Below are 25734 nucleotides of genomic sequence, written 5' to 3' on the forward strand. Positions count from 1 at the left end.
CGCTGGAGGTCCTGCTGTGAATGTTCCCCTTTGGGTCTGGCTTGCCACGTGTGTCTTCGTGCTCGGCATGCTGGTGTTCGACTTCGTCGGACACGTCCGCACACCCCACGAACCGACGTTGCGTGAGTCCGCCATCTGGTCGGCCGGTTACGTCGCGATCGCCCTGCTGTTCGGCGTCGGCGTCGGGATGTTCTCCGGCTGGCAGTACGGCGGCGAGTACATGGCCGGCTGGATGACCGAGAAGGCGCTCTCGGTCGACAACCTCTTCGTCTTCCTGCTGATCATGACGGCGTTCGCGGTGCCGCGGATCCACCAGCAGAAGGTGCTGCTGATCGGCATCGCGATAGCGATCGTGATGCGCGGTGGCTTCATCGCGGTCGGCGCTGTGATCATCGAGCGGTTCGCCGCGGTCTTCTACATCTTCGCGATCATCCTGTTCTGGCTGGCCTACTCGCAGATCAAGGAGGCGTTGTCGAAGGACGACGGCGACCACGGCGACGCCGCCGACAGCAGGCTGATCCGGATGGTCCGCAAGGTGCTGCCGACCTCCACCGAGTACGACGGTGCGAAGCTCGTCACGAAGATCGACGGCAAGCGGCTGCTGACCCCGATGGCCCTGGTCATCGTGGCGATCGGGCTCACGGACCTGCTGTTCGCGTTCGACTCGATCCCGGCGATCTTCGGTCTGACCCAGGAGCCGTACCTGGTCTTCACCGCGAACGCGTTCGCGCTGCTCGGCCTGCGGCAGCTCTACTTCCTGATCGGCGGCCTGCTCGAGCGCCTGATCTTCCTGGCGCACGGCCTGTCGGTCATCCTGGCCTTCATCGGCGTGAAGCTCACCCTGCACGCGCTGCACGAGAACAACGTGCCGTTCATCAACGGCGGACAGCCGGTGCCGGTGCCGGAGGTGCCGATCTGGCTGTCGCTGCTGTTCATCTCCGGCACGATCGCGGTCGCCGCGATCGCCAGCCTGGTGGTGTCACGGCGGCGCGCCGCCGCCGGTGGCGGGACCCCCGGCCCCGGAGCGGACGCGGGCTCCGGGCACGGCGTCTCGGGCAACGGCGTCTCGGGCAACGGGGGCGCGAGGCACGGCGGCTCGGGGCACGGCGTCTCGGAGAACGGCGTCTCGGAGAACGGCGACTCGAGGAACGGGGGCTCAGGGCACGGCGCCACCGACGACCTCGCTCAGACTCCGAGCAGCAACCGGGCCACCGAGAAGTAGATCAGCAGGCCGGTCGCGTCGACCAGCGTCGTGACCATCGGCGCGGACACCACGGCCGGGTCGATCCCGAGCCTGCGGGCGAGCAACGGCATGGTCGCCCCGACCGTCGCCGCCCAGCCGCAGATCGCCACCAGGGTCACCGCGACCACGGTGGCGATCTGCACGCCCACCAACGCCGACGCGACGACCAGCCCGAGCCCGCCGAGCAGGGTGCCGAGCAGCAGCCCCACCCGCAGCTCCCGCCACACGACGGCGGGCAGGTCGGCGAGCCGCACCTCGCCGACCGCGATCGCGCGCACCGCCGCCGACGCGGCCTGGGCACCGGCGTTGCCGCCGGTGCCGACCAGCAGCGGGATGAACAGGGCCAGCGCGGTGACCTGCTCCAGGGAGTCCTCGAAGATCTGCAGCACGTTGACGGTGAGCACGGCGGCGAGCAGCAGCACCGCCAGCCACAGCGCGCGGGTGCGGGCCAGCCGGGTGACCTTCACGTACATGTAGTGCCCGGACCACGGCGCCGCACCGGACTGCCGGGCCGCGTCCTCGGTGTCGGCCGCCTCCAGGATCTCGACGGCGTCGTCGATCGTCAGCAGGCCGAGCAGCCGGTCCTCGGAGTCGACGACGAGCAGCGCCAGCAGGTTCGCCTCACCCATCAGGCGGGCTGCGGTCTCGCCGTCGTCGACGGCCCGCACCCGCGGGGCGGCGCGGTCGACGAGATCGGCGACCGGGGTGTCCGGCCGGGCCAGCACGAGATCGCGCAGCGACACCGTGCCCAGCACCCGCCGGCCGGCGTCGGTGACCGGCAGCGTGTAGACGGTCTCGGCGTCGGCGCCCTTGCGGCGTACGACGGCGAGCGCCTCGGTGACCGAGCTGTGCACCGGCACCGCGACCGTCTCCGGGGTCATCACCCGGCCGACCGAGCCGTCCGGGTAGCCGAGCAGCGCGGCCGTCATCGCCCGTTCACCGGCGGACAGGCCGGCCAGCACCCGCGTCGCGACCTTGGCCGGGGCCTCGCCGAGCATCCGCGCACGGTCGTCCGGGTCCATCTCCTCGACCAGTGCGCCCACCGCGTCGTCGCGCAGCCCGGCGAGCAGCTCCTGCTGGTGGACCGGATCGAGCTCCTCGAACACCTCGAGGGCGCGGTCCTTGTCCAACAGACGGAACGCCCATCCCGCGTCGACCGGTTCCAGCCGGGCGAGCCCGTCGGCCACCTCGTGCGCGGGCCGGTCGTCGAGCAGATCGAGTACCGCGATCGGGTCGTGCCGGTGGACGAGGTCGTGCAGCCGTTCCATGACCGAGATCCTGCCGTCCCGCGGCGGACGCGGCCGGGCGGGTGCGGAGATCCGGTACGACATCACGATGGCGTTGCGTCGGCCCACGATCAGGCGGAACTATGTCCGTTTCGCTAGAATGTGTGGGGTCCACCGGAAAGCTCGGATCGCCGGCAGCTCGGCACCGAGGAGGAGCAATGCCAGCCACACCGCCACCCCTGCCGCCACCGCCGCCGTCGGAGCCCGCCGGTGCGGCACCGGATCCCGAACCGCGCCCCTTCGCGTCGCCGTTGAACCGCGACGAGGAGCGCTCGCTGGCCGACCTGGAGGGCGAGCTGCGCCGTTCCGACCCGGACCTGGAGTCGGAGATGACGTCGCTGACGCGCGACGACCGGTTCTCCCTGGACCGGGTGCTGCAGGCCGTCGCGATCGCGGTGATCGTGCTGGTCCTGGTGCCGACCGACTGGATCGCCGGGATCCTGTCGTTCGGCCTGCTGCTGGGCATCCCGTTCGCGATGGCGATGATCGCGGCCCGCGCGAAGCGGGAGAGCGCGCAGGGCGACGGCGACGGCGAGCACCGCCACGACGGCGACGACCGCCGCTCCTGAACTCCCGGGGCCCGGCGGTTCGGACGGCGCCGGGACCCGGGGCCTAGGCGCCGGGTGCCGCGGTCGCGGCCTCGGTCGGATCGGTCGTCGTCGCGACCTCCGGCAGGCCGAGGTGCTCGCGCAGGGTGCGGCCGGTGTACTCGGTACGGAACGATCCGCGCTCCTGCAGCAGCGGCACCACGCGGTCGGCGAACTCGTCGAGCCCGCCCGGGGTGACGTGCGGGACGAGCACGTAGCCGTCGGCGGCGTCGGTCTGCACCGCGTCGTCGATCGCGGCGGCGACGGTCTGTGGGCTGCCGACGAAGGTGTGCCGCCCGGCGACCTCGATCACGGTCTCGCGCAGTGACAGGTTCTTCTCCGCAGCGAGCGCTCGCCACTCGTCGGCGACCGCCTTGGGATCGCGGTACTGCCGCACGCTGGCGCGGCCCTTCGACACCAGCTCACCCTCGACCGGGTCGAACTCGGGCAGCGGGCCGTCCGGGTCCCGGTCGGACAGGTCGGTGTTCCACAGCTGCTCGGCGAATACGATCGCCGTCTGCGGGCTGACCTGCTGGTGCCGGATCGTCTCGGCTCGCTCCGCGGCCTCGGCGTCGGTGTCGGCGAGCACGAAGGTCGCCGCCGGCATGATCTTCAGGTCGTCCCATCCGCGGCCGTAGCGGGCCAGTCTGCCCTTCACATCGGCCAGGAACGCGCGCCCGGCGCCCGGCTCGGCGTGCCGGGAGAAGATCGCGTCGGCTGCCGCGGCGGCGAACTCGCGGCCCTCCTCGGAGTCACCGGCCTGCAGGATCACCGGGCGGCCCTGCGGGCTGCGGGGCAGCGCGAACCGGCCGCGGATGTCGAACTGGCCGGAGGTGTAGGAGAACGTGGAGCGGTCGTCCGGGCCGAGCCGCGAGTCCCAGATCGCGGCCGTCGCGGCGAGCTGCTCCTTGGCCCGTGAGTAGCGCTGCTCCTTCGGGAGGAATCCGCCGCGGCGGAAGTTCTCACCGGTGAACGCGTCCCACGAGGTGACGACGTTCCAGGCGGCACGGCCGCCGGACAGGTGATCCAGCGATGCGAACTGGCGGGCGACGTCGTAGGGCTCGGTGAAGGTGGAGTTGATCGTCCCGGCCAGCCCGAGCCGCTCGGTGACGGCGGCCAGCGCGTGCAGCACGGTGAAGGTGTCCGGGCGGCCCATCACGTCCAGGTCGTAGATCTCGCCGCGGTGTTCGCGCAGCCGCAGGCCCTCGGCGAGGAACAGGAAGTCGAACTTCGCCCGTTCCGCGGTCCGTGCGAAGTGCGCGAACGACTCGAAGTCGATGTGGCTGCCGGACGCCGGGTCGCTCCACACCGTGGTGTTGTTGACGCCCGGGAAGTGCGCGGCGAGGTGGACCTGATTGCGGGGCATGTGCGGTGTCCTCCCGACGTGTCGCCGTGTGCCGGCCCGCGCAGGGCGGGCCGGCACCCGACATCCTCCTACCGGTGCAACACCCTGCGCGCGATCGTGTTCCCGAGCAGCTGGGCGAGCTGCACGATGACCACGATGATCGCGACGGTCAGCAGCGTCACCGGCCAGTTGAACTGCTGGTAGCCGTAGGAGATGGCGAAGTCGCCCAGGCCACCGCCACCGACGTAGCCGGCCATCGCCGACATGTCGACGACCGCGATGAAGGTGAACGTGTAGCCGAGCACCAGCGGGGCCAGCGCCTCGGGCACCAGCACGCTCCAGACGATCCGGAACCGGCTCGCGCCCATCGCCCGGGCTGCCTCGACCACGGCCGGATCCACCGACACCAGGTTCTGCTCGACGATCCGGCCGATGAAGAACGTCGCCATCGCGACCATCGGGAACAGCACCGAGCGGGTGCCGATCGTCGTCCCCATGACCAGCAGGGTGAGCGGGCCGACGGCGGTGATGAAGATGATGAAGGGGATCGGCCGCACGAGGTTCACCAGCACGTTCAGCACGGTGAAGACTGCCCGGTTCGCGTACAGGCCGCCGGCCCTGGTGGTGTGCAGCGCGACGCCGAGCAGCAGGCCGAGCGAGCCTGCGATCAGCATCGTCCAGAACACCATGTAGATGGTCTGCAGCACGGACAGCCAGAGCACCGGCTGCAGCGTCGCCCAGTCCGTCGCGGCGGGGCTCATCCGGTCACCTCGGTCACCCCGGTGTGCCGGGACAGCTCGTCGACGACGGCCTGCACCGCGCTGTCGTCACCGGTCAGCTCCAGGGTGAGACTGCCGATCGGGCGCTCGGCCAGCTCACGGATGCCGCCGTGCACGACCGTGCTGCGCACACCCTGCTCGGCGGTGACCCGGGCGAGGATCTCCTGGGCGCGCTCACCACCGCCCTGCCCACCGATGGCGACCGTGACCAGCCGGCCGGGGAAGCGGCTGCGCAGCCGTCCGACGGTCTCGGTGGACGGCACGTCCTGCAGGACGCCGTGTACGAACCGGGCCGTCGCCGGGTGCGACGGCGCCGCGAACACGTCGTACACCGGGCCGTGCTCGATGACCGCGCCGGCCTCCATCACCACGACCCGGTCGCAGATCGCGGCGACGACCTCCATCTCGTGGGTGATCACCACGACGGTGGTGCCGAGCTCCCGGTTGACCCGCCGCAGCAGGGCGAGCACCTCACGGGTGGTCTCCGGATCGAGTGCGCTGGTCGCCTCGTCGGCGAGCAGGATCCCGGGCGAGGTGGCGAGCGCACGGGCGATGCCGACGCGCTGCTTCTGCCCGCCGGACAGCCGGGCCGGATAGCGGCCGGCCAGCCCGTCGAGCCCGACGAACTCCAGCAGTTCGCGCACCCGGGCCCGGCGGGCCTCGCGGGACCAGCCGGCCACCTTCAGCGGGTAACCGACGTTGCCCGCGACCGTCCGGGAGTTCAGCAGGGCGAACTGCTGAAAGATCATCCCGACTTCGCCGCGCAGCGCGCGCAGACCGCTCTCGGACAGTTCCGAGGTGACCCGCCCGCGCACCGTCACGGTGCCCGCGGTCGGCAGCTCGAGTGCGTTGATCATGCGGACCAGGGTCGACTTGCCCGCCCCGGACCAGCCGATGACCCCGGTGATCCCGCCCTCGGCGATGTCGAGATCGACGTCGTCGACGGCGGTGACCCCGGGCCCGCGGCGGGCCGGGAACGTGCGGGTCGCCCCGGCGAACGAGATCACCGGGGCGGCCATCAGCCCGCCCGCAGCTGCTGCTCGATACCGGCGAGGGTCTGTTGCAGGTCCTCGGGGGTGTTGTCCCGGAAGACGCCGTCGTCGCCGAGGTCCTTGCGGGCCGCGTCGAGGACCTCCTGGTCGTGGTAGATCCGGACCAGGGTCGCGAGGTCCGGGTCCTGGGCCTGCTCGGCCCGGGCGACGAACAGGTTGATGTAGGGCTTCGCGGCGTCGGAGTCCGGATCCTCCTGGTACAGGACCTGGTCGGAGGTCAGGTTCGCCGAGGTCGCGTAGTTGTTGTTGACGATCGCGCCGTCCGCGCTGGGCAGGTTGGCCGCGGTCTGGGCCGCGTCGACCGGGGTGACGCTCACCCTCGATGCGGCCTGGTCGATGTCGGCCGGGGTCGAGGTGGTGGTGCCCCCGTCGGTCAGCGTCAGCAGCCCGGCGGACTGCAGCACGTTCAGCGCCCGGGCCTGGTTGACGGCGTCGTTCGGGACGACGATCTGGCCGCCGTCCGGGATCTGCGCGAGATCGGAGTGCCGGGTCGAGTACAACGGCAGCGGGTAGACGGCCGTCGCACCGATCGGTGTGAGGGTGTCGTCGTTCTGCACGTTGTAGTTGGCGAGGTACTGCAGGTGCTGGAACTGATTGAGGTCCAGCTGCCCCTGGGACAGTGCCGGATTGGGTTGGTTGTAGTCGGTGAAGTTGACCAGCTCGACGGTGATCCCCTCGGCGGCGGCCTTCTCGGTGAAGACGTTCCAGTAGGGCTCGGCGCCGTCGGACACCCCGATCCGGACGGTCCGGGAGTCGCCGTCGTCGGCGGGCGGCGCGGAGCCGGGGGCCGCGCACCCCGCCGCGAGTACGGCGGCCGGGACCAGCAGTGACAGCGTGCGCAACAGGCGCATCGTGGTTCCTCTCGGCGCCGTGCCGCGGACGGGTGACGTCCGGGGGCGACGGCGCGGCAGTGCGTCGGAGACGTGCCGTGGCCGGGGATCGCGGCCGGTGCGGGACGGGACGCCGGCGGAAGCTGGTGCTCCGGGGACGTCTCCCGAGTGGACCGGGCCGCCGTCGTGGCCACCACCCGAGCGGGTACGGCCGCGACCGCGGGGCGGTCGGCACGGTCGCCGACGATACCTCCGCCGAACCGGCGGCGCCCGGGTGCTGCGACGACACTCACCGACGACGCTCACCGACGACGCTCACCGACGACCCGCGCGGTCGCTCAGACGCCGACCGGGCCGTGTTCGACCGGACCGTGCTCGATCAGGCCGTGCTCGACCAGGTTGCGGTCGATGAGGCCGTGCTCGATTGGACTGCGGTCGATGAGACAGTGCACCCCCTTCACCCGGTCCACGACCTGGGTCACCGCGAAATCACCGGCGGCGCTGAGGTAGAGGTAGGCCTGGGTCGGGGTCATCCCGGTGCGCTGCACCAGGAGCTCGACGGCCTGCTCGGCGCAGCGGCGCATCGCCTCGTCCAGATCGGCATCCAGCCCGGTGAGGATCCAGTGCCGCGGGGTCAGCGCCCACGGCGCCACCGGCGGTGGCGCCGGCTCCCGGGCCAGCGAGAGCCGCACGGTCACCCGCAGCGATCCCTCCAGCGCGGTGAGCGCGATCTCCCCGTTGCCCTGCGCGAGATGCGGATCGCCGAGATAGAAGCCGGCGCCCGCGGTCTGCACGGGCAGGTACAGCGACGTCCCGGCCACGAGCTCACGCAGATCGATGTTGCCGCCGAACGGGCCCGGCGGGATCGAGCTGCGCGGGGTGGATCCGGCCGGGGTGACCCCGCACAGCCCGAGGAACGGCCGGACGCCGATCAGCGCGCTGCCGCCGCGATGGGCGAACCGGGCGCGGGTGCCGCCGCCATCCGGGTCCTGTTCGAGACGGCAGAACGCGCTCTGCACCGGCTCGCCGCCCGGCTCCGGGAACCGGCCGGGCAGCAGCCCGCGGCCGTGCCGGGTGGAGATCACGCCGTAGGGGACGCGCGGCCGCAGCTCCAGGAAGTCGACCCGCAGCCAGTCCCCGGGGAGTGCGCCGTCGACGTGCACCGGACCGAGCACGATGTGCGGGCCGGCCGGCGACGGCATGCGGTGCAGGTCCGAGCGGGCGAGCTCCACCGCGTCGTCGAGCACCTGCGCGGCGGGGACGCCGTGGGCGCCGAAGTAGCGGACCGGGTCGCGACCCTGGTCCTCCATCAGGCCCTCCTGGGAGACGGTGTCGAAGGTGACCGTCTCGCCCGATGCGATCCGCAGCACCGGTGCGCTCCGCGGAGTGGGCAGTGTCCCCCAGGTGACGGTCCGCGGGGTGCACCACAGGTAGTGGTCGGCGATGCCCGGATCCTGCCCGGCGAGCAGGATCTCGCTCATCGGGCGGTTCCGGCGATCCGGTCGGCCCGCTGCGGCATCCAGTACCCGGCGTGCACCTCGCGCGCACCGGGCACCGGCACCGGACCCTCGACCTCGATCGGGTGCGGTGCGGCGGCGAGCACGGTGCGACACGGCAGCGACGTCCGGGCGCCCTCGCCGTCGCCCGCGGTCAGCCCGGCCAGCTCCGCCCGGCCCAGGGCGTACACCACCCGGGACACCGTCGACCAGCCGATCGCACCGGCGCACATCGCGCACGGTTCGGCGCTGGCGCAGAGCGTCGCCCCGCCGGGAACCGCGCGCAGCAGCGCCAGCTCGGCGTGCGCGGTCGGGTCCCGGTCGCTGACCACGGTGTTCCGGGCCTCGCCGAGCACGACGCCCGCCGCGTCGAGAAGGACCGCGCCGAACGGATGATCACCGCGCGCGCGGGCCTGCCCGGCGAGCTCGACCGCACGGGCCAGCGCGCCGGGCTCCCCGGTATCGCTCACCGGGATCCGCCCGGGCCGGGGGACGCGCCGTCCCGCAGGTGCCCGAGCCAGCCGTCGGTGTGGGTGATCTCGGTGACCGTCCCGGCCTCGGTCGCACCGGAGCGGCACACCATGCTGAGGCTGTGCCGTCCGTCGTCGAGCCGGATCACCGAGAGCTCCAGCTCGGCGGGCTCGCGCGGCAGCAGGCGCCCGAACAGGTCGGCGTAGGACACCTCGTAGAGCTCACCGGGGACCGACCAGCCGTCGGCCCCGGTGTGCCGGATCCCGGGGAACACGTCGGCGAAGGAGTAGAAGCGGTACTCCGGCGCGGTGCGCACCCGGCCCGCGAACCGGGCACCGGCCAGCGAGTCGTTGAGCTCCCCGCCGCTCATGGCCTGGCCGTTGACGAACATCAGGACGGTGGTCACCGGATACTCCCTGCGCGGATCGCGTGTTCGGCTGCTGCCGCCTGCGCCCGGACGAGATCGCCCGAGCTCAGCGCATCGAGCAGCTCGCGGTGCTGACGGACGGGTTCGTGGCCGGGCTGCTGGACGTAGTCGTCCGCCGGGTAGAGGAAGGTCTGCCGGTCCAGCAGCGACGGGCCGAGCGCCGCGAAGGCCTCCCGGTTGAGCGCCATGTGCAGGTCCAGGTGCACCATCCGGTAGTCCGCACTCGCGGTCCCGTGCTGTGCGACGGCCTCGGCCAGCGGATCGAGCATCGCGTAGAGCCGGTCCCAGTCGACGCGGCCGGTCCGGGCGACCAGCAGCTTGGCCGCGGCCTGGTCGAAGGCGACCCGCAGCTCGTGCAGCTCGGCCCTGGCCTCGTCACCGAACTCGACGACGACCAGATGGCCGCGGCGCAGCCGGTCGACCAGTCCGTCGGAGGCCAGCCGCTGCAGCGCCTCGCGCACCGGGGTGCGGCTCACCTCCAGCTCGTCGGCGATCTCCTCCTCGACCAGCCTGCGCCCGCCGCGGTACTCGCCGCTGGTGATCTGCTGGCGCAGGAACCGGTACACCCGTTCCCGCGCCGGTGGCGCTCCGGAGGCGGCCCGGACCGTCGGCGTTCCCGATGTGCTCATCGGCTCAGCTCCCGCAACAGCCGAGCCCGGCAGGCGTTGGTCACCCGCTGCATCAACGTCCCCGACATCACGCTCATCCCGGCGGTCAGTGCTGCGGTCTGCAGCGTGGAGGTCCGGTTGTTCAGGTCGAACAGGTACCTGCCCGGAGCGAGGATCCGCGCGGTGTCGAAGGCGAACGGCCGCTGCTCCGATTCGGGGGTCTCCCCCCAGGTGGTGGTGTTGACGACCAGCGTAGGCGAGAGGTCCGCGGCGTCGGCCGGGCTCACCGCGGTGGCGTCGAACGCCGTGGCCCACCCGGTGAGTGCCGCCGCGTTGCGGGCGCTGCCGAACAGCTCGGCCCGCGGCCAGGCCCGGCGCACGGCCGCGGCGACCGAGCGGGCGGAGCCGCCGGAGCCCAGCACCAGCACCTGCGGCGGTGCGTCGCCGGGCAGCAGCGCCTGCATCGCGGCCTGGGCGGCCCAGGTGTTCGTGTTGACCCCCAGCACCCCCTGTGCCGTGCGGACCAGGGTGTCGGCGGCGACGATCCGGGTCGCCGAGGCGGTCATGGCCGGCAGCCGGGAGGCGAGCTCGATCTTCCACGGGCTCAGGACCAGCGCCAGCGACCAGGACCGGTCGGCGAGCAGCGCATCCGGGTCGTCGAACGGGACCGATCCGCCGGGGGTGATCCCCTCGGCGGCGAAGGCGTCGGCGAGCAGGCTCCCGGCCAGCGCGCGGCTCGCGGTCGTCCCGATGCCGGCGACGACCGGCGGCGCCGGTGCCCGGTCGGGAGGGGTGAGTGTGACCTCGTGGAGCATCGACTCGACGACGTCGAGTACGGCGGGCGCACTCTGCACGATCTACCTCGTTCCTCGGTTCGGCACCGGCCGCGGACGGACCTGGCGCCCGGACGGCGGCCCGACGATCTCGCCGTCGTGGTGCACGATCGTCCCGCGCAGGAACGTCGTCTCCACCGCCCCGCGCAGCGGCCAGCCGGCGTACGGGGTGGCGTTGTGCTTGGAGTGCAGGCCGGACGCGTCGAGCGGGTACTCCCGGTCCGGATCGACGACGACGAGATCGGCGTCGAAACCGGGGGCGATGTGCCCCTTGCCGGGCATCGACCAGCGCCGGGCCGGGGTGTAGGAGCACAGCCGGACGACGTCGGAGACGGTGAGCCGCCCCCGCGCCGCCTCGGTGAGCATCAGCGGGAGCATCGTCTCCACCCCGATGAAGCCGCCGTAGGCCCGCCAGACGTCGGTCTCGGCCTGCTCGGCGCAGGTGTGCGGGGCGTGGTCGGTGGCGACCATGTCGAGATCGCCGCGGTCGATCCCGGCCCACAGTGCCGCCACGTCGCCGGCCGGGCGGATCGGCGGGTTGAGCTTGATCAGGTTGCCGTGAGTGTCGTAGGCGGAGTCGTCCAGGAGCAGGTGCGACACCAGCGCCTCGGCGGTGACCCGGTGGCCCTCGGCCCGCAGGTTCACCAGCCGCCGCAGGCCGGCGGCGCTGGACAGGTGGTGGATGTGCAGCTGCGCGCCCGCCTCGGTGGCCAGGGTGATGATCCGGGTGACCGCCTCGGTCTCGATGAAGTCCGGACGGCTCTCCAGGTGGGCCCGCGGATCGGTGCGGCCGGAGGCGCGCAGCCGGTCGATCAGCATCCGCAGGATGTGGTCGTTCTCCGCGTGCACGCCCACGACCAGGCCCTCGCGTGCGGCGGCCTCCAGCCCGCGGAAGATCGCGGCGTCGTCCGGGCACCGGTTGTCGCCGGTGGTCTGGCCCATGAACAGCTTCAGGCCCATCGCACCCTGCGCGGCGACGCCTGCGATCTCGTCCGCGTTGTCGTGGTCGATCATCCCGTATAGCCCGAAGTCCACGTGCGCTTTGTCCCGCACCAGCTCCAGCTTCTCGGCGAACCGGGCGGCGGTGGTCACCGGCGGGCTGGTGTTGGGCATGTCGACGATCGTCGTGACACCTCCCGCGGCGGCCGCCCGGGTACCGCTGCCGAAGTCCTCCTTCTCGGTCATCCCGGGCTCGCGCAGATGCACGTGCACGTCGACCAGCCCGGGCAGGACGAGCCGGCCCGTGCAGTCGTGCTCGCGGGCGGCCCGCAGCCGCAGGTCCGGGCCCGTCGCGACGACGACGCCGTCGCGCACCGCGACATCCATCTCGGCGCTCCCGTCGTGCGTGACGACGGTGCCGCCGCGCAGGATGAGGTCGGGATCGGTCACTGGTTCTCCTCCACTCGACGGACACTCATCGGATCCGGCCCGCTGGTCATGCCACGCGCAGCGCGGGTTCCTCGGCGTAGATCTCGGTGATCGGTCCGAGGTCGAACAGGGTCTCGGCGCTCACATCGAGCCCGCCGCGGGTCACCGCGGCCGCGCTCTCCCGCGCCTGGGCGTCGGTGAGCAGCCCGACGTGCTGGGCGCCGTCCGTGCTGCGGATCAGCTCGGTCTGCACCCGCAGCGCCTCGGCCGTGGCCTCGGGATCGAGACCGAGCCCGGCGCCGTAGTTGTTCAGGGTGATGTCGAGGGCCATCTCCGGGTCGGCCAGCGCGTCGTTCCAGCCACGGATCTCGGCGCGCAGGAAGGCCTTGACCTTCTCCGGCTCGGCGTCCAGATCCTCCTGCTTGACGATGTAGGTCTGGCCCGGGAGCCGGAAACCGACGTCGGCCAGCAGCATCGTCTCGACGTCGAAGCCCTTGACCCGCAGGTCGATCGGCTGGTTGTTGAGGAAGCCGAGGTAGCCGTCGAACTCGCCGGTCGTCATGGCGATCGGATCGCCCTGTACCGGGACGGTGGAGATCTGCTGGTCGTTCAGGTCCATCGAGGCCAGGAAATTGCGCCACACCGGCTCGCTGGACGACGAGCAACCGATGGTCTTGCCGCGCAGGTCCTCCAGCGAGCGGATCGGGGAGTCCGCCATCGAGACGATGCATCCGGCGTAGCGCTGGTACACCGCTCCGACGATCTTCAGCGGGGCGCCCTGGGCGACCGCGGCGCCGACGATCGGTACCTGGGAGACCCCGGCGAAGGTGCGTTCCAGCACGTCGGACTCGATCGGTGCCGCGGTCGGGCCACCGGAGACGATCTCGGAGCCGGAGAAGCCCTCCTCCCGGTAGTAGCCGCGGTCCTCGGCGACATAGGAGCCGACGAACTGGGCGTTCATCAGCCAGGCGAGGCGCTGGGAGGCGACGCCGAGCCCGTCGGTGCTGCCTGCGGGACCGTCGGTGCCGGAGACGCAGGCGCTCAGCGCGGCCGGGGCGAGCAGCGCGGCGCCGCCCAGGGTGAGGCCGCGCCGCAGGAGCTGACGGCGGGAGAGGGTGCCGGACATGTCGGGTTCCTTCGTGACGGGGGCGGGGAACGAGATCAGAGCCGGCCGGCCATGCGGGCGGCGACGAGCGACTCGACGACCGAGGCGAGCTGGTAGAGGCAGATGCTGGTGAAGGTCAGCAGCGCGACGCCGGACCACAGCCGGTCGAACTGGAACTGGTTGGCGTCGAGCAGCATCTGGCCGCCGAGCCCGGCGCCGGTGGAGAGCCACTCGGCGAGCAGCGCCCCGATCATCGCCTGGGTGACCGCGATCCGGGCCGCCGCGAACCAGTGGGGGAGTGCGTGCGGCAGGGCGAACTTGCGGAACCGGTCGAAGGTGCTGCCGCCGTAGGCGTCGCACATGTCGACCAGCGACCGTGGGGTCCGTGCGATCCCGTCCAGCATCATCAGCAGCGCCGGGACGAACACGACCGCCGCGCCGATCAGGGCGGCCGAGGTGAGGCCGCGGCCGAAGACGAGCACCAGGATCGGTGCGACGACGACCATCGGGATCGCGCTGAGCGCGGTGACCGACGGGATGAACATCCGCTCCAGCAGCCGGGAGAAGTAGAAGAGCAGTGTCACCGCCGCCGCGAGACCGAGCCCTGCGACGTATCCGAGCGCGGCGTCGCCCAGCGTGACACCGAGCCTGCTCAACAGCTCCGCCCGCTGCGCCGGCGCGTCCGGTCCGGAGACCACGTAGCGCCAGACGTCGAGCGGGGTCTTGGCGATGAAGTCGCTGACGCCGACCAGCTGCACGAACGCGGTCCACGCGACGAGGACCAGCGCGAGCGCGGCGACCGCGGAGGCGATCGTCGAGGCGACCCGGGTGCCGGCCTGGCGCAGCAGCTCACGGTTCGGTGTGCGGGTGGCGAACTCGGCGGGGGTGCTCATGCGCGCACCTCCTGCTCGTTCGGGGCCCACGGGACCAGGCGGCGCGACACCACGTTCATCGCGAGGAACAGCAGCGCCGTGAGCAGCCCGGCGACCAGCGCGATACCCCAGGTGCGGGCGACGTCGCTCTGCTGCTGGGACACGACCAGCGCGGCGCCGAGACCGGTGCGCTGGCCCATGAACTCGCCGACGATCGTCCCGAGCACCGCACCGGGAACACCGATCCGCAGTGCGGTGAGGATGCTCGGCAGCGCGTAGCGGAACTGCACCTTGCGCAGCAGCTGCAGCCGGTTCCCGCCGAAGGCGTGGATCATGTCGGCGCTGGTGCGCGCGGTCTGCCGCAGACCGTTGAGTGCGCCGACCAGGGTGATGAAGAAGACCGAGATCGCCGCCAGGATCGCCGAGATGACCTGGCCGTTGAACACCGCGGACAGGATCGGTGCGATCGCGATCAGCGGGACGCAGGCCGAGGCGACACCGATCTGGACGAACACCCGTTCCAGCGGTGGCACGGTCACCACCAGCGCCGCGCAGCCGAGCGCGGCGAGGTTGCCCCAGAGGTAGCCGACCGCGGCGGACTGGAACGTGGTGAGCAGGTGCGGGCCGTAGTACGCCCACCCGTCCTGGACCATCCCCGCGACGATCGCGGTGGGGGTGGCGATGCCGGGGCCGGCGAGCCCGGTCGCGCCGACGACCTGCCAGGCCACCGCGATGACCAGTGCGCCGGCCAGGCCGGGGCTCAGCAGCCGGTTCATGCGGTGGCGCCCTGCGGCGCGGGCCGGGCCGACCCGTTTCCGAACAGCAGGTCGGACAGATCGTCGACGATGTGATGGAACTCCGGGGTGCGGGTGGTCTCGGCGGTGCGGGGCCGGGGTAGATCGATGGTCACCTCGTGCCGGATCCGGCCGGGGCGCGGGCTCATCACGACCACCCGGTCGCTGAGCAGCACCGCCTCGGCGATCCCGTGGGTGACCATCAGGGTGGTCGCGGGCCGCTCGGTCCAGATCCGCTGCAGCTCCAGGTTCATGGTCTGGCGGGTCATGTCGTCGAGCGCCCCGAAGGGCTCGTCGAGCAGCAGGATGCTCGGCTTGTTGATCAGCGCGCGGGCGATCGCCACCCGCTGTTGCATGCCGCCGGAGAGCTGCGCGGGCCGGGCCTGCTCGAATCCGGACAGGCCGACGAGCGCGATCATGTCGTCGATCGCGGCCGGATCGATCCGCGCTCCGGCCAGCTCCAGCGGGAGCTGCACGTTGCGCCGCACCGAGCGCCACGGCAGCAGCGCGCTCTCCTGGAAGACGATGCCGGTGTCGTTGTGGCGGCGGAGCTCGCCGGGAGTCCGGTCGTGCACCCGGACCTGCCCCGAGGTCGGTTCCTCCAGCCCGGCCAGCATGCGCAGCACGGTGCTCTTGCCACAGCCGGACGGGCCGATCAGGGACAGGAACTCGCCCTGCCGGGAATGGATGCGCACGCCCTCGAGCGCACTGACCTGGCGGAGGCCGGACCGGAACGTCTTGTCGACGCCCTCCAGGTGCAGCCCTGGTGGCCGGGTGTCTTCCATCTCGACTCCTCGGTCGACGCGGCCTCGGATCCGATGCTTTGGATCCAAGCTGGGATGCGAACGACGGTAGAGGGGTCCCGTTGCCGAGGAATGTCCGGATGTAACACCGTGATGAACGCCGATCAGCGGGCGCGCGGCAGCCCGCGACGGATCAGCCGGGGATCCGCGTGCGCCGTGCCCACTCCGCCGCCAGCAGATCCTGCGAGGCGACCCGGTCGGCGTGCCGGTGGGTGATCGTGGTGACGAGCAGCTCGTCGGCCCCGGTCACCTCCTGCAACGCGGCCAGTCGGTCGGCGACGGCGTGTGGCCCACCGACGAACCGGGTGTCCAGTCGGTCGGCGACCACGCCCGGATCGGCGGGCAGCCCGGCGGCGGCCTCGGGCGCGGGATAGGGAATCGCACCGGCACCGGTCCGGATGCTGTGCACCCACGGCCCGTAGCCCGCGGCGATCCGCTCCGCGTGCGCGTCGTCGGTACCGACCACGACGTCGGCGGACACCATCACGTGCGGCCGCGCCAGCGCCGCCGACGGCCGGAACTCCTGCCGGTAGGTCTGCACCGCGTCGAGCACGGTGCCGGGGCTGACGTGGTAGTTCGCGGCGAACCGCAGACCCCGGCGACCGGCGACGGCCGCGCTGTCCCCGCCGCTGGAGCCGAGCACCCACGGCTGCAGGTCGGCACCCTCGCCGGGGACGGCGCTCACCGGGACCCCCTCCGAGCTGTGGTGCGTGCCCTCGATCAGCCCGAGGACGGTGCCGACGATCTCGTCGTAGTCCGGCACCTCCGGCCCCGGCCTGCCCAGCAGCTCGGCCTGCGCTCGGAATCGGGGTGAGCCGACGAGCCCGGCGAACGAGAACGGCGCCGGGATCAGGATCCCGCCGACCACCCTCGGCTCCCGCCCGGCGGGATCGCGCCGTGACGGTGGCCGGGCACCGGATCGGCCGAGGCCCAGGTCGATCCGGCCGGGGTGCAGGCCGTCCAGGGTGCCGAAGTCCTCGACGACCGACAGCGAGGTGCGGTGCCCGGTCTGCACCGCACCCGCCCCGACCCGGATCGTCGACGTCGCGGCGGCGACCGCCCCGATCAACACTGCCGGGGACGCACCGGCGACGCCCGGGTTGAGATGGTGCTCGGCCAGCCAGAACCGGGCGTACCCGGCCCGCTCGGCGGCGCGGGCCAGATCGAGGGTGTTGCGCAGCGCGTCGGAGACCCCGGCACCGGCCGGTACCGGGGACAGGTCGAGGACGGACAGCGGTACGGGGCGCCGGGACATGGCGTGACCTCCGGGACAGCCGGACGGACGGCCGCGCGGTGCGGCGGCCGGGAGGGCGGAACGCAGGTCAGCGACAGCAGGCGGACCCGGTACGACCCAGGTCCACGTGCAGGCGCGCCACCAGGCGCAGCTCTCCGGTCACCCCTCCATACTCACCGCAGCACCCGGCCCGCGTCGAGGGGGGGCGGTCACCGAGACGGCGGCGCGTCGGGCCCCCGGGTTGGTAGCGTGGTTCCGGTCGGCCGCCCTGCCGTGGTGCCCGCCGGTCCCCTCCGGCGCCCGCCGCGGCGGCCCGGTTCCGCCCCGCCGTTCCCGGGATCCGCGTCCCGCCGACGGCCGGCCCCGTCCCGGGCGTTGTAGCCGCCCGGCACCGACAGGCGTTCCGCTCGCACCGGCGGCCGGCGTCGACAGGGGGAGGCACCCGTGAGGTTCCAGGTTCTCGACATCGTCCCGCACACCGCGCATCCGGTGACGGGCGAGATCATCTCGGTGCACGAGCGGCTCACCCGGGTGGTCGAGACCGCGGTGCTCGCCGAGCGGCTCGGGTTCGACTCCTACGCGGTGGGCGAGCGGCACGCCGGGGAGTTCGTCTCGTCGGCGCCGACCGTGCTGCTCGGTGCCATCGCCCAGGCGACCGAGCGGATCCTGCTCTCCACCGGTGTCACGGTGCTCTCACTGCTCGATCCGGTCCGGGTCGCCGAGGACTACGCCACCGTCGACCAGCTCTCCGGTGGCCGGCTGGAGATCGTGATCGGGAAGGGCAACGAGGACCGGCACTTCCCGATGTTCGGGCTGGAGCTCGCCCGACAGTACGAGTACCTCACCGAGAACTACGAGCTGCTGCGCCTGCTGCTGCGCGAGACCGATGTCGACCGGGCCGGGACCCATCATGCCGACCTGGCCGGGGTGACGACCTTCCCGCGCCCGTTCGACGGCCCGTTCCGGATCTGGCACGGCTCGGCGACCTCCACCCACGCCGTCGATCTGGCCGCCCGGTGGGGCGACCCGATCTTCTCGGCGAACGCGTTGCAGCCGCGGGAGAACTACCGGGTCCTGATCGACCGGTACCGGGACAAGCTCGTCGAGCACGGCCACGATCCGGCCGTCGGCTATGTCGGGTCCGGATCGGGCGGGCTGTTCCTCGCCGACACCGACGCCGAGGCGATCGCCGAGTACCGGCCGGTCTACGAGGGGTTCGCGGCGAAGCTGCGGGCCGCGCACGCCGGTGACGACCGGCCGGGCAAGGTCACCTCGTTCGCGACCGTCGAGGAGGCCGTCGCGCGCGGTCCGGCGCTGGTCGGGACCCCGGAGCGGGTCGCCGAGAAGATCGTGGACTACCACCGTGCCTATGGCCACGACGTGCAGTCCGTCTCGATCAACCCGGTGCTGCCGTACGCGACGCAGCACGAGGTGCTGATCCGGTTCGCCACCGAGGTGGTGCCGCTGGTGCGCCGCGAGCTGTCGACGACGCTGTGGGGGCCCGAGGACAAGGCCCGCGCCGCCGGGTTCACCGCGCGCGACTGACCCGCGCAGCGGTGCGGTACCGGCGGGGCGTCAGGTACCGGAGGGCGCGCCGTCGCCGACCAGCACCTGGGACAGCGCTCCGAGGGCGGACTCCAGCAGGCGCGGATCGGATCCGGCGCGTACCCGCAGGTGCAGCCGCTCGGGCGGCACCGGGGGCAGCTCGCCGCACACCTCCAGCCCCTCCGGGGCCGGCCCGAGCCCGGCGACGAGTGCCACGCCCAGCCCGCCCCGTGCGGCGTTGAGCACCCCGGCCAGGTACGCGGCCTCACCCACGACGGTCGCGGGCAATCCGTTGTCCGACAAGGTCCGCAGTGCACGACGCCGGATCGTGCAGGGGCTGTCGATCACCACCAGCGGGATCGGCCCGTCGGCCGGGCGACGCCATCCCGGCGCCGCGTACCAGGTCAGCGGGATGGCTCCGGCGGGCCTGCTCAACCCGGCCGGCGCGTCGGCCGGATCGCCGATGTACATGGCGAGATCGAGGGTGCCGCGGTCGAGCGCGTCGTTGAGCCGGCTGGAGCGGTCGAGCCGGAACCGGACGGCGACGCCGGGGAAGACCTCCTGCAGGCGGGCCATCACGCGGGGGAGCAGCTCGTCCGCGGCGTGCTCGGTGGAGCCCAGCACCAGCGACTCGCGCGGGTCGCCGACACCGAGCCTGCGCAGTGCGTCGTCGTGCGCGGACAGGATGCGCCGGGCCTCCCCGATCAGCGCCTCGCCCTCCGGGGTGAACCGGCTGCCGCGGCCGTCCTTGCGGACGAGCGGGCGTCCGACCGCCTTCTCCAGCCTGCGGACGTGCTGGCTGACCGCGGACTGCGACACCATCAACGACTCCGCGGCCCGGTGGAAGCCGCCCTGGTCGGCGACGGCGACGATGCTGCGGAGCGCGATGATGTCGAGGACGGCGGGCACGGCCGGACCGTAACAGCACTGATCGTGATTCGTGATCGATTGTGATGAACATTCGTCGTTGGACGGGAGGGCCCTGCGCAGGGTCTGCTGTGTCCGTGGCCCGCACGACGATCCTGCCCCCGACCGGGGACGCCGCGGGTGAGCTGACCCGGCGCCGGGTGGTCGACCACGGCACCGTGTGCTCCGCGCTCTGTCCGCGTCACCGGTAGCGAGAACCCGGTCCGGCACCCGGCGGTGTCCACCGGCGCTGAATTACACCCAGGGACACCCAGCGGCCCCGGCGTCGTCTCCGGGCAGCCCGTCGAAGCCGAGTACGAGGTGAGGTCTGTCATGACTGCTGTCGGTGCGGTCCCGGTGATCGCGTCCTGGGCGGAGCCCGAGGGCATCGCGCCCCGCGGCACGGTCGTCGTGGTCCCCGGCCGCGGTGAGCACGCCGCCGTCTACGAGCGGTTCGGCCGCCGGATCGCCGCCGACGGCTACCGGGTCTGGGCGGTCTCCGATCCCACCGTCGACGAGGAACGGACCCGCTCGCAGGTCTGCGCGCTGCTCGGCCGGACACCGTCCGAGGAGCCGGGGGAGCCCGGCCCGCCACCGCGGGTACTCGTCGGTTCCGACACCGGTGCGCTCTGGGCGGCCGGGTTCGCGGCGAGCGGCGGGGCCGGTGGGACCGGCCTGGACGGCCTGGTCCTGGCCGGGCTGCCGCTCGCCGCGGCGCCGGGCACGCCGGCGCCGAGCTGGGCCGACGAACTCGCGGTGCGGACGTCGTGCCCGGCCCACCGCGGCCGGCTCGACGGTGACGACGCCGTCCGCCGCGGCGCGCTCGCCGAGCCGCCGCCGGCGGACTGGGCGGACCGGGCGCGGCCCGGCGCGATCGACGTCCCGGTGCTGGGAGTGCACGGGGCGGCCGACGCGATCAGCCCGGTCGACGACGTCCGGCGCTGGTTCGCAGGCCTGCCGTCGGCCGAGCTGGTGAGCATCACCGGCGGCGTGCACGACGCACTGAACGACCGGACCCACCGCACGGCCGCGGCGACCACGGTGCTGTGGCTGGAACGGCTCCGCGAGGGCACGGGCCCGATCGCGCGTGCCGAACCGCTGACCGACCCGGCCGCGGCCGTGCTGGTCGGGCCGGCCGCGCTCGCCGCCGATCTGGCCGGACCGCGTCCGCCGGTGCTGCTCGACGTGCGGTGGGCGCTCGGCGACCCGGACGGGCGCGCCCACCACCGTGCCGCCCACCTGCCCGGCGCCGTCTACGTCGATCTCGACACCGAGCTGTCCCGGCACACCGGTGATCCGGCCGACGGGCGGCACCCGCTCCCCGAACCGGCCGCCCTGCAGTCCGCCGCCCGCCGCTGGGGGATCCGCGCGGACCGGCCGGTGGTCGTCTACGACGCGTCCGGCGGGCTGGCCGCGGCCCGGGCCTGGTGGCTGCTGCGCTGGGGCGGTCACGACGACGTCCGCCTGCTCGACGGCGGTCTGTCCGCCTGGCAGCAGGCCGAACTGCCGGTGGAATCCGGCGACGTGCCCGCCCCCGCGCCGGGTGACGTCGTGCTCCCCGGCGGCCTGCTCCCGGTGCTCGACGCCGACGGTGCGGCCGAGCTCGCCGGATCGGGACTGTTGCTCGACGCCCGCGCCGGCGAGCGCTACCGGGGTGAGGTCGAGCCGATCGATCCGCGGGCCGGTCACGTCCCGGGCGCGGTCAGCGCACCGACCGGCGACAACCTGGGCCCGGACGGCCGCTTCCGCCCGGTGGCCGAGCTGCGGGCGCGCTTCGCCGCGCTCGGGGCCCGGGGGCGACCGGTCGGCGTCTACTGCGGCTCCGGGGTGACCGCGGCGCACCAGGTGGCCGCGCTCGCCGCGATCGGTGTCCCGGCGGCGCTCTACCCGGGCTCCTGGTCGGCCTGGTCGAACGATCCGGAACGCCCGGTCGCCACCGGGGTGACGCCGTGACCCCGCCCGCCCTGCCGGCCTGGCCCGCCCCGCGCGCTCCGGGGCCCCGCGGCCGCACCGATCACGAACCGCGATCGGCACCGATGCGGATTCGTCGCTGGACCGCGGGCGACGACCCGGGCTTCACTCGTCGGGTGCACCCGACGGCCCAGCACCCGAGCGCGACAGCGCCGCGCCGCCGTCCGTCGTCGTCCGCCCGGGCTGCCGGGGAGTTCACGGGGACCGCACTGACCCGCCGCCGGGTGATCGATCACGGCACGGTCGGCTCCACCGGCTGTCGTTCCCGCTGAGACCCGGCCGCAGCGCCGCCCCGGGTCGTACCCCGCGTCCAGCGCGCTCCCGCGCGCCGCCCCGACGACCCGCCGCCGTGCGGGCCGCCGGCCTGCCGTGTCCGCACGGCAGGGCCGACCCGGAAGCAGGACCCGTGACCAGCACCCTCATCGATCCCGCCACGCTGCCCGGCTGGAGCACCGACCCGGCAGCCCGCGCCGCGGCCCGCCTCGACCGCTCCGGCTTCGATCCCGGCTCCGATCCGGACGCCGTCGTCGTCGCCGGATCGGTGGACGAGGTCGCCGCGGTGCTGGCGCACGCGAACGCCACCGGCACCCCGGTCGTCGTCCGCGGGGCGGGCAGCGGACTGTCCGGCGGAGCCGTCGCCGGGGCGGGCAGCATCGTGCTCGACCTGACCGGGCTGGACCGGATCGTCGAGATCTCCCCGGCCGACGAGTACGCCGTCGCCGAGGCGGGCGTGATCACCGCCGACCTGGATGCGGCCGCCGCCGCGCACGGCCTGCGCTACGCCCCCGACCCGGCCAGCCTGGCGATCTCCACGATCGGCGGCAACATCGCCACCAATGCGGGCGGCCTGCGTTGCGCCAAGTACGGCGTCACCCGCGACTCGGTGCTCGGCCTCGACGTGGTGCTCGCCGACGGCCGCCGGATCGCCACCGGCCGGCGCACCGTGAAGGGCGTCGCCGGGTACGACCTGACCGGCCTGTTCGTCGGCTCCGAGGGCACCCTCGGGGTGGTCGTCGGGGCCACCCTGCGGCTGCGCCCGGCGCCGGTCGCCACGGCCACCCTCGCGGCCTGGTTCGACGGGATCGGTGCGGCTGCCGCGGCCGCCGCCGCGATCACCGCGGCCCGGTTGCAGCCATCGGTCGCCGAGCTGCTCGACACGGCCTGCCTGACCGCCATCGCCGACGCGGGCGGGCCGGCACCGCGCGGCGGCGCGTTCCTGCTGGTGCAGACCGACGGGTTCGGCGCCGACGCCGAGATCGACGCCGTGCGGGCGGTGGTGGAGCCGCTCGCCGGTTCCGTGGACGTCGCCGCCGACCCGGCGGGCGCCGAGGCGCTGCTGGCGACCCGCCGGGCCGGGCTGCCTGCGCTGGAACGGCTGGGCCGGGTGCTCGTCGAGGACGTCGCCGTCCCCCGGTCCCGGCTCGCCGATGCGGTCGACGCGATCGCCGCGATCTCGGCCCGCAGCGGGATCCGGATCGCGACGATGGCGCACGCCGGCGACGGCAACCTGCACCCGATCCTCGTCCTCGAACCCGGCCGCGAGCTCGACGAGCACGTCTGGGCCTGCGCCGGCGAGGTGTTCACGACCGCGCTGCGGCTCGGCGGAACCCTCACCGGCGAGCACGGCGTCGGCCTGCTCAAGCGCCGCTGGCTGCGCGACGAACTGGGCGACGACGTCGTCGACCTGCAACAGCAGCTGCGCGCGGTGTTCGACCCGCGCGGCGTCCTCAATCCCGGCAAGGCGATCTGACCGGCTCCGTCCGACCACCCCTGGAGACCTCCCGTGACCACCGATGCCCTCCCGCCGACCGCGGCCCGCACCGTCGAGTTCATCTCGCTCTCGCACCTCAACCCGTCCACCGAGCTGGCGCCGCGGCCGAGCCGCGGCATCGACCTGGACTACTTCCGCCGCTACGTCCGCACCCTGGAGGAGTCCGGCTACGACTACACGCTGCTGCCCTACGGTTCGTCGTCGGCCGACTCGTTCGTCGTCGCCTCCGCGGTCGGGCAGCTCACCGAGCGGCTCCGGCCGATCGTCGCGGTCCGGCCGAACACGGCGTTCCCGCTGGTCGTCGCCCAGCAGCTGGCGACCCTGGACCAGCTCACCGAGGGCCGCGCCGTCGTCCACCTGATCTCCGGCGGCAACGACGCCGAGCAGGCCCGGCACGGCGACTACCTGCCCAAGGCGCGCCGCTACGCCCGGACCGGTGAGTTCATCGAGTTGCTGCGCCGGGCCTGGGCCGAACCGGAGCCGTTCTCGCACGACGGCGACTTCTACCGGTTCGACGACTTCGGCCCCGGCTTCCGGCCCTTCGGCGACACGATCCCGATCTCCATCGGCGGCCAGTCCGACGAGGCGTTCGAGATCGGCGGCAGGCAGGCCGACGTGTTCAGCTTCTGGGGCGAGCCGCTCACCGAGATCCGCGCCCAGATCCGGCGGGTGCACGACATCGCCGACACCGCCGGCCGCCCGCGGCCGCGGATCTGGGTGACCTTCCGGCCGATCATCGACCGGACCGACGAGCTGGCCTGGCGCAAGGCCTACGACTACGCCGAGAAGATCGGCGCCACCTTCGATCAGGGCACCTTCGGCAAGCGCCATCTCGCCGACACCCCGCAGAACGTCGGTTCCCGGCGGGCGCTCGACTTCGCCGCCCGTTCCGAGGTCTACGACCGGGCACTGTGGACCCGCACGGCGTCGGTGACCAACGGCGCCGGCGCGGCCACCGCGCTGGTCGGCACCCCGGAGACGGTGGCGGCCGCGATCGTCGACTACGTCGACGTGGGCGCCGACCTGGTCTCGATCCGCGGCTACGACACCCTCGCCGACGCCGCCGACTACGGGCGGCACGTGCTGCCGCTGGTCCGCCAGGAGCTCGCCCACCGGGCCGCGACCGGCCGCCGCGGCACCCTGCAGGCCGAGCACCCGGGCGCGCTCGCCCCCGGGTTCGACGCCGACGCGCTGGCCGGTGCCCGGTGACCGCGCTGGACGAGCGCAGGACCGCGCTCCCCGTCCCGGACCTGTCCGAGGAGGGGCTCGCCGCCGTCACCGCCGAGCTGGCGGGCACCGCGCAGCACTACGACCGCAGCGGTGCGATCCCGGTCGCCGGGATCGACGCCGTGCACCGGGCCGGGCTGCTCACCGCGACCGTCGCCGAGCGGTTCGGCGGGCCGGGTGTGTCCGCGCGGGACGCCGCCCGGATCCTGGTCGCGCTCGGCGAGGGCGATCCGTCGGTGGCGCTGCTCGCCGCGAACACCCTCGCCACCCACCAGGGCCAGGCGGCGGCCGGGAGCTGGCCGGCCGCCCGCTACGCCGAGGTGCTGCGCCGCTCGGCCCGCGAGCCCACCCTGATCAACGCGATCCGGGCCGAGCCCGAGCTGGGCGCCCCGGCCCGCGGTGGCCTCCCGGCCACCGTCGCCCGGCGCACCGGCGACGGCTGGTCGCTGTCCGGTCGCAAGGCCTACGCCACCGGCGGGACGGCGCTGGCCTATCACGTCGTGTGGGCGACGGCCGACGAGCCGGACGGCGATCCGGAGGCGCCCCGGGTCGGGCACCTGATCGTCCCCGCGGATCTTCCCGGGATCAGCTGGATCGACACCTGGGACCACCTGGGGCTGCGCGCGTCGAACACGCACGACGTCGTCTACGACGACGTGGCGCTGCCCGCCGACGCGTTCGTCGAGATCCCGCGTGGCGCCGACGGCGTCTACCGGGACCCGGCCGCGGCCGCCGGGCCGGCGAGCTTCGGCCATCCCGCGCTGTACGTGGGTGTCGCTCGGGCGGCCAGGGCCGCGTTCGTCCGCTACGCCCGCGAGCGGGTCCCGGCCGCGCTCGGCCGCCCGATCGCCGAGACCGAGCGGATCCGCACCGTCGCCGGCGAGATCGACGCGCTCCTCGCGCAGGCCGAGACGCTGCTCTTCGGCGCGCTGCTGCGGATCGAGGCCGGCGACACCGCGCACCTGCCGCAGCTCTCGCTGCTGAAGGTCCAGATCGCCCGGTCGGTGGTCGCCGCGGTGGAGACCGCCGTCGCCGCGCTGGGCAATCCCGCGCTCACCCGTCACCAGCCGTTCGAACGGCATCTGCGTGACGTCCTGTGCGTCCGGGTGCATCCCCCGCAGGCGGACGCCGCGTTGCTCGACGCCGGCCGCCGTCTCCTCACCCGCTGACCACCAGAGGAG

General features: G+C 73.4%; 24 protein-coding genes. 7 read left to right on the forward strand and 17 right to left on the reverse strand.

Annotated features, from left to right (window positions below):
- The first annotated feature begins 16 nt into the window (after positions 1-16).
- Entirely contained in the window at positions 17-1222 is a 1206-nt protein-coding gene (locus Pdca_RS11215) for a TerC family protein (protein WP_125911359.1), read from the forward strand.
- Here Pdca_RS11215 and mgtE read toward each other — a convergent pair.
- Positions 1186-2511 (reverse strand): magnesium transporter, encoded by a 1326-nt coding sequence (gene mgtE, locus Pdca_RS11220; protein WP_085914269.1) that lies wholly within the window; start codon positions 2509-2511, stop codon positions 1186-1188. The genes Pdca_RS11215 and mgtE overlap by 37 nt on opposite strands.
- Before the next feature lie 176 nt (positions 2512-2687).
- On the opposite strand from mgtE, the gene Pdca_RS11225 reads away from it, so the two are divergent.
- Positions 2688-3098, forward strand: a complete 411-nt coding sequence (locus Pdca_RS11225) for a DUF3040 domain-containing protein (RefSeq protein WP_158092223.1) — start codon at positions 2688-2690, stop codon at positions 3096-3098.
- Positions 3099-3141: 43 nt separating this feature from the next.
- Here the strand turns inward: Pdca_RS11225 and Pdca_RS11230 are convergent, their stop codons facing one another.
- The 15 genes from Pdca_RS11230 to Pdca_RS11300 form a co-directional block, all read right to left on the reverse strand.
- The gene (locus Pdca_RS11230; protein ID WP_085914232.1) at positions 3142-4482 is read right to left on the reverse strand and encodes an NtaA/DmoA family FMN-dependent monooxygenase; all 1341 of its coding nucleotides are present in this window, start codon (positions 4480-4482) and stop codon (positions 3142-3144) included.
- A gap of 68 nt (positions 4483-4550) precedes the next feature.
- On the reverse strand, positions 4551-5222 hold the full coding sequence (locus Pdca_RS11235) for a methionine ABC transporter permease (protein ID WP_085914231.1): 672 nt from the start codon (positions 5220-5222) through the stop codon (positions 4551-4553).
- Complete coding sequence (locus Pdca_RS11240; RefSeq protein ID WP_085914230.1) at positions 5219-6259, reverse strand: methionine ABC transporter ATP-binding protein; 1041 nt, start codon at positions 6257-6259, stop codon at positions 5219-5221. Before Pdca_RS11240 ends, Pdca_RS11235 begins: the two co-directional genes overlap by 4 nt.
- Positions 6259-7143: a MetQ/NlpA family ABC transporter substrate-binding protein gene (locus tag Pdca_RS11245; RefSeq protein ID WP_085914229.1), complete on the reverse strand. Its 885-nt coding sequence runs from the start codon at positions 7141-7143 to the stop codon at positions 6259-6261. The genes Pdca_RS11240 and Pdca_RS11245 overlap by 1 nt, the downstream gene beginning before the upstream one ends.
- Positions 7144-7460: 317 nt before the next feature.
- Positions 7461-8603, reverse strand: a complete 1143-nt coding sequence (locus tag Pdca_RS11250) for an acetamidase/formamidase family protein (protein ID WP_085914228.1) — start codon at positions 8601-8603, stop codon at positions 7461-7463.
- Complete coding sequence (locus Pdca_RS11255; RefSeq protein WP_085914227.1) at positions 8600-9088, reverse strand: nucleoside deaminase; 489 nt, start codon at positions 9086-9088, stop codon at positions 8600-8602. Before Pdca_RS11255 ends, Pdca_RS11250 begins: the two co-directional genes overlap by 4 nt.
- Positions 9085-9495, reverse strand: a complete 411-nt coding sequence (locus Pdca_RS11260) for an allophanate hydrolase-related protein (RefSeq protein WP_085914226.1) — start codon at positions 9493-9495, stop codon at positions 9085-9087. The genes Pdca_RS11255 and Pdca_RS11260 overlap by 4 nt, the downstream gene beginning before the upstream one ends.
- The gene (locus Pdca_RS11265) at positions 9492-10145 is read right to left on the reverse strand and encodes a GntR family transcriptional regulator (RefSeq protein ID WP_085914225.1); all 654 of its coding nucleotides are present in this window, start codon (positions 10143-10145) and stop codon (positions 9492-9494) included. The genes Pdca_RS11260 and Pdca_RS11265 overlap by 4 nt, the downstream gene beginning before the upstream one ends.
- Positions 10142-10978 (reverse strand): hypothetical protein, encoded by an 837-nt coding sequence (locus Pdca_RS11270; protein WP_085914224.1) that lies wholly within the window; start codon positions 10976-10978, stop codon positions 10142-10144. The genes Pdca_RS11265 and Pdca_RS11270 overlap by 4 nt, the downstream gene beginning before the upstream one ends.
- A gap of 3 nt (positions 10979-10981) precedes the next feature.
- Positions 10982-12346: an allantoinase AllB gene (gene allB, locus Pdca_RS11275; protein ID WP_085914223.1), complete on the reverse strand. Its 1365-nt coding sequence runs from the start codon at positions 12344-12346 to the stop codon at positions 10982-10984.
- A 46-nt stretch (positions 12347-12392) separates the two neighbouring features.
- A complete protein-coding gene (locus tag Pdca_RS11280) occupies positions 12393-13451 on the reverse strand; it encodes an ABC transporter substrate-binding protein (protein ID WP_085914222.1) in 1059 nt (352 codons plus the stop codon).
- A 35-nt stretch (positions 13452-13486) separates the two neighbouring features.
- Positions 13487-14323: an ABC transporter permease gene (locus tag Pdca_RS11285; RefSeq protein ID WP_085914221.1), complete on the reverse strand. Its 837-nt coding sequence runs from the start codon at positions 14321-14323 to the stop codon at positions 13487-13489.
- Positions 14320-15078 carry an ABC transporter permease gene (locus Pdca_RS11290; RefSeq protein WP_085914220.1) on the reverse strand — a complete coding sequence of 253 codons (759 nt, stop codon included), beginning with the start codon at positions 15076-15078 and terminating at the stop codon, positions 14320-14322. Before Pdca_RS11290 ends, Pdca_RS11285 begins: the two co-directional genes overlap by 4 nt.
- Positions 15075-15881, reverse strand: a complete 807-nt coding sequence (locus tag Pdca_RS11295; protein WP_085914219.1) for an ABC transporter ATP-binding protein — start codon at positions 15879-15881, stop codon at positions 15075-15077. Before Pdca_RS11295 ends, Pdca_RS11290 begins: the two co-directional genes overlap by 4 nt.
- A 151-nt stretch (positions 15882-16032) precedes the next feature.
- Complete coding sequence (locus Pdca_RS11300) at positions 16033-17154, reverse strand: LLM class flavin-dependent oxidoreductase (RefSeq protein ID WP_085914218.1); 1122 nt, start codon at positions 17152-17154, stop codon at positions 16033-16035.
- A 423-nt stretch (positions 17155-17577) separates the two neighbouring features.
- Between Pdca_RS11300 and Pdca_RS11305 the strand changes: the two genes are divergently transcribed.
- Positions 17578-18678: an LLM class flavin-dependent oxidoreductase gene (locus Pdca_RS11305; RefSeq protein WP_085914217.1), complete on the forward strand. Its 1101-nt coding sequence runs from the start codon at positions 17578-17580 to the stop codon at positions 18676-18678.
- 30 nt (positions 18679-18708) lie between these two features.
- Here Pdca_RS11305 and Pdca_RS11310 read toward each other — a convergent pair whose 3' ends face one another.
- On the reverse strand, positions 18709-19587 hold the full coding sequence (locus Pdca_RS11310; RefSeq protein ID WP_085914216.1) for a LysR substrate-binding domain-containing protein: 879 nt from the start codon (positions 19585-19587) through the stop codon (positions 18709-18711).
- Positions 19588-19917: 330 nt separating this feature from the next.
- On the opposite strand from Pdca_RS11310, the gene Pdca_RS37775 reads away from it, so the two are divergent.
- From Pdca_RS37775 to Pdca_RS11335, 4 genes are all read left to right on the forward strand, one after another.
- A complete protein-coding gene (locus tag Pdca_RS37775) occupies positions 19918-21537 on the forward strand; it encodes a rhodanese-like domain-containing protein (protein ID WP_166665934.1) in 1620 nt (539 codons plus the stop codon).
- A gap of 424 nt (positions 21538-21961) precedes the next feature.
- Complete coding sequence (locus Pdca_RS11325) at positions 21962-23305, forward strand: FAD-binding oxidoreductase (RefSeq protein ID WP_085914214.1); 1344 nt, start codon at positions 21962-21964, stop codon at positions 23303-23305.
- A gap of 33 nt (positions 23306-23338) precedes the next feature.
- The gene (locus Pdca_RS11330; RefSeq protein WP_085914213.1) at positions 23339-24535 is read left to right on the forward strand and encodes an LLM class flavin-dependent oxidoreductase; all 1197 of its coding nucleotides are present in this window, start codon (positions 23339-23341) and stop codon (positions 24533-24535) included.
- Positions 24532-25722, forward strand: coding sequence for an acyl-CoA dehydrogenase family protein (locus tag Pdca_RS11335; protein WP_085914212.1), 1191 nt, complete (start codon positions 24532-24534; stop codon positions 25720-25722). Before Pdca_RS11330 ends, Pdca_RS11335 begins: the two co-directional genes overlap by 4 nt.
- Positions 25723-25734 lie beyond the last annotated feature (12 nt).

The sequence above is a fragment of the Pseudonocardia autotrophica genome (genome assembly GCF_003945385.1).
Lineage (GTDB): Bacteria > Actinomycetota > Actinomycetes > Mycobacteriales > Pseudonocardiaceae > Pseudonocardia > Pseudonocardia autotrophica.

Coding starts and splice junctions, on each gene's coding strand:
- mgtE (WP_085914269.1), bottom strand. CDS start 2,511: ATGGAACGGCTGCACGACCTCGTCCACCGGCACGACCCGATCGCGGTA.
- Pdca_RS11225 (WP_158092223.1), top strand. CDS start 2,688: ATGCCAGCCACACCGCCACCCCTGCCGCCACCGCCGCCGTCGGAGCCC.
- Pdca_RS11230 (WP_085914232.1), bottom strand. CDS start 4,482: ATGCCCCGCAATCAGGTCCACCTCGCCGCGCACTTCCCGGGCGTCAAC.
- Pdca_RS11235 (WP_085914231.1), bottom strand. CDS start 5,222: ATGAGCCCCGCCGCGACGGACTGGGCGACGCTGCAGCCGGTGCTCTGG.
- Pdca_RS11240 (WP_085914230.1), bottom strand. CDS start 6,259: ATGGCCGCCCCGGTGATCTCGTTCGCCGGGGCGACCCGCACGTTCCCG.
- Pdca_RS11245 (WP_085914229.1), bottom strand. CDS start 7,143: ATGCGCCTGTTGCGCACGCTGTCACTGCTGGTCCCGGCCGCCGTACTC.
- Pdca_RS11250 (WP_085914228.1), bottom strand. CDS start 8,603: ATGAGCGAGATCCTGCTCGCCGGGCAGGATCCGGGCATCGCCGACCAC.
- Pdca_RS11265 (WP_085914225.1), bottom strand. CDS start 10,145: ATGAGCACATCGGGAACGCCGACGGTCCGGGCCGCCTCCGGAGCGCCA.
- Pdca_RS11280 (WP_085914222.1), bottom strand. CDS start 13,451: ATGTCCGGCACCCTCTCCCGCCGTCAGCTCCTGCGGCGCGGCCTCACC.
- Pdca_RS11285 (WP_085914221.1), bottom strand. CDS start 14,323: ATGAGCACCCCCGCCGAGTTCGCCACCCGCACACCGAACCGTGAGCTG.
- Pdca_RS11290 (WP_085914220.1), bottom strand. CDS start 15,078: ATGAACCGGCTGCTGAGCCCCGGCCTGGCCGGCGCACTGGTCATCGCG.
- Pdca_RS11295 (WP_085914219.1), bottom strand. CDS start 15,881: ATGGAAGACACCCGGCCACCAGGGCTGCACCTGGAGGGCGTCGACAAG.
- Pdca_RS11300 (WP_085914218.1), bottom strand. CDS start 17,154: ATGTCCCGGCGCCCCGTACCGCTGTCCGTCCTCGACCTGTCCCCGGTA.
- Pdca_RS37775 (WP_166665934.1), top strand. CDS start 19,918: ATGACTGCTGTCGGTGCGGTCCCGGTGATCGCGTCCTGGGCGGAGCCC.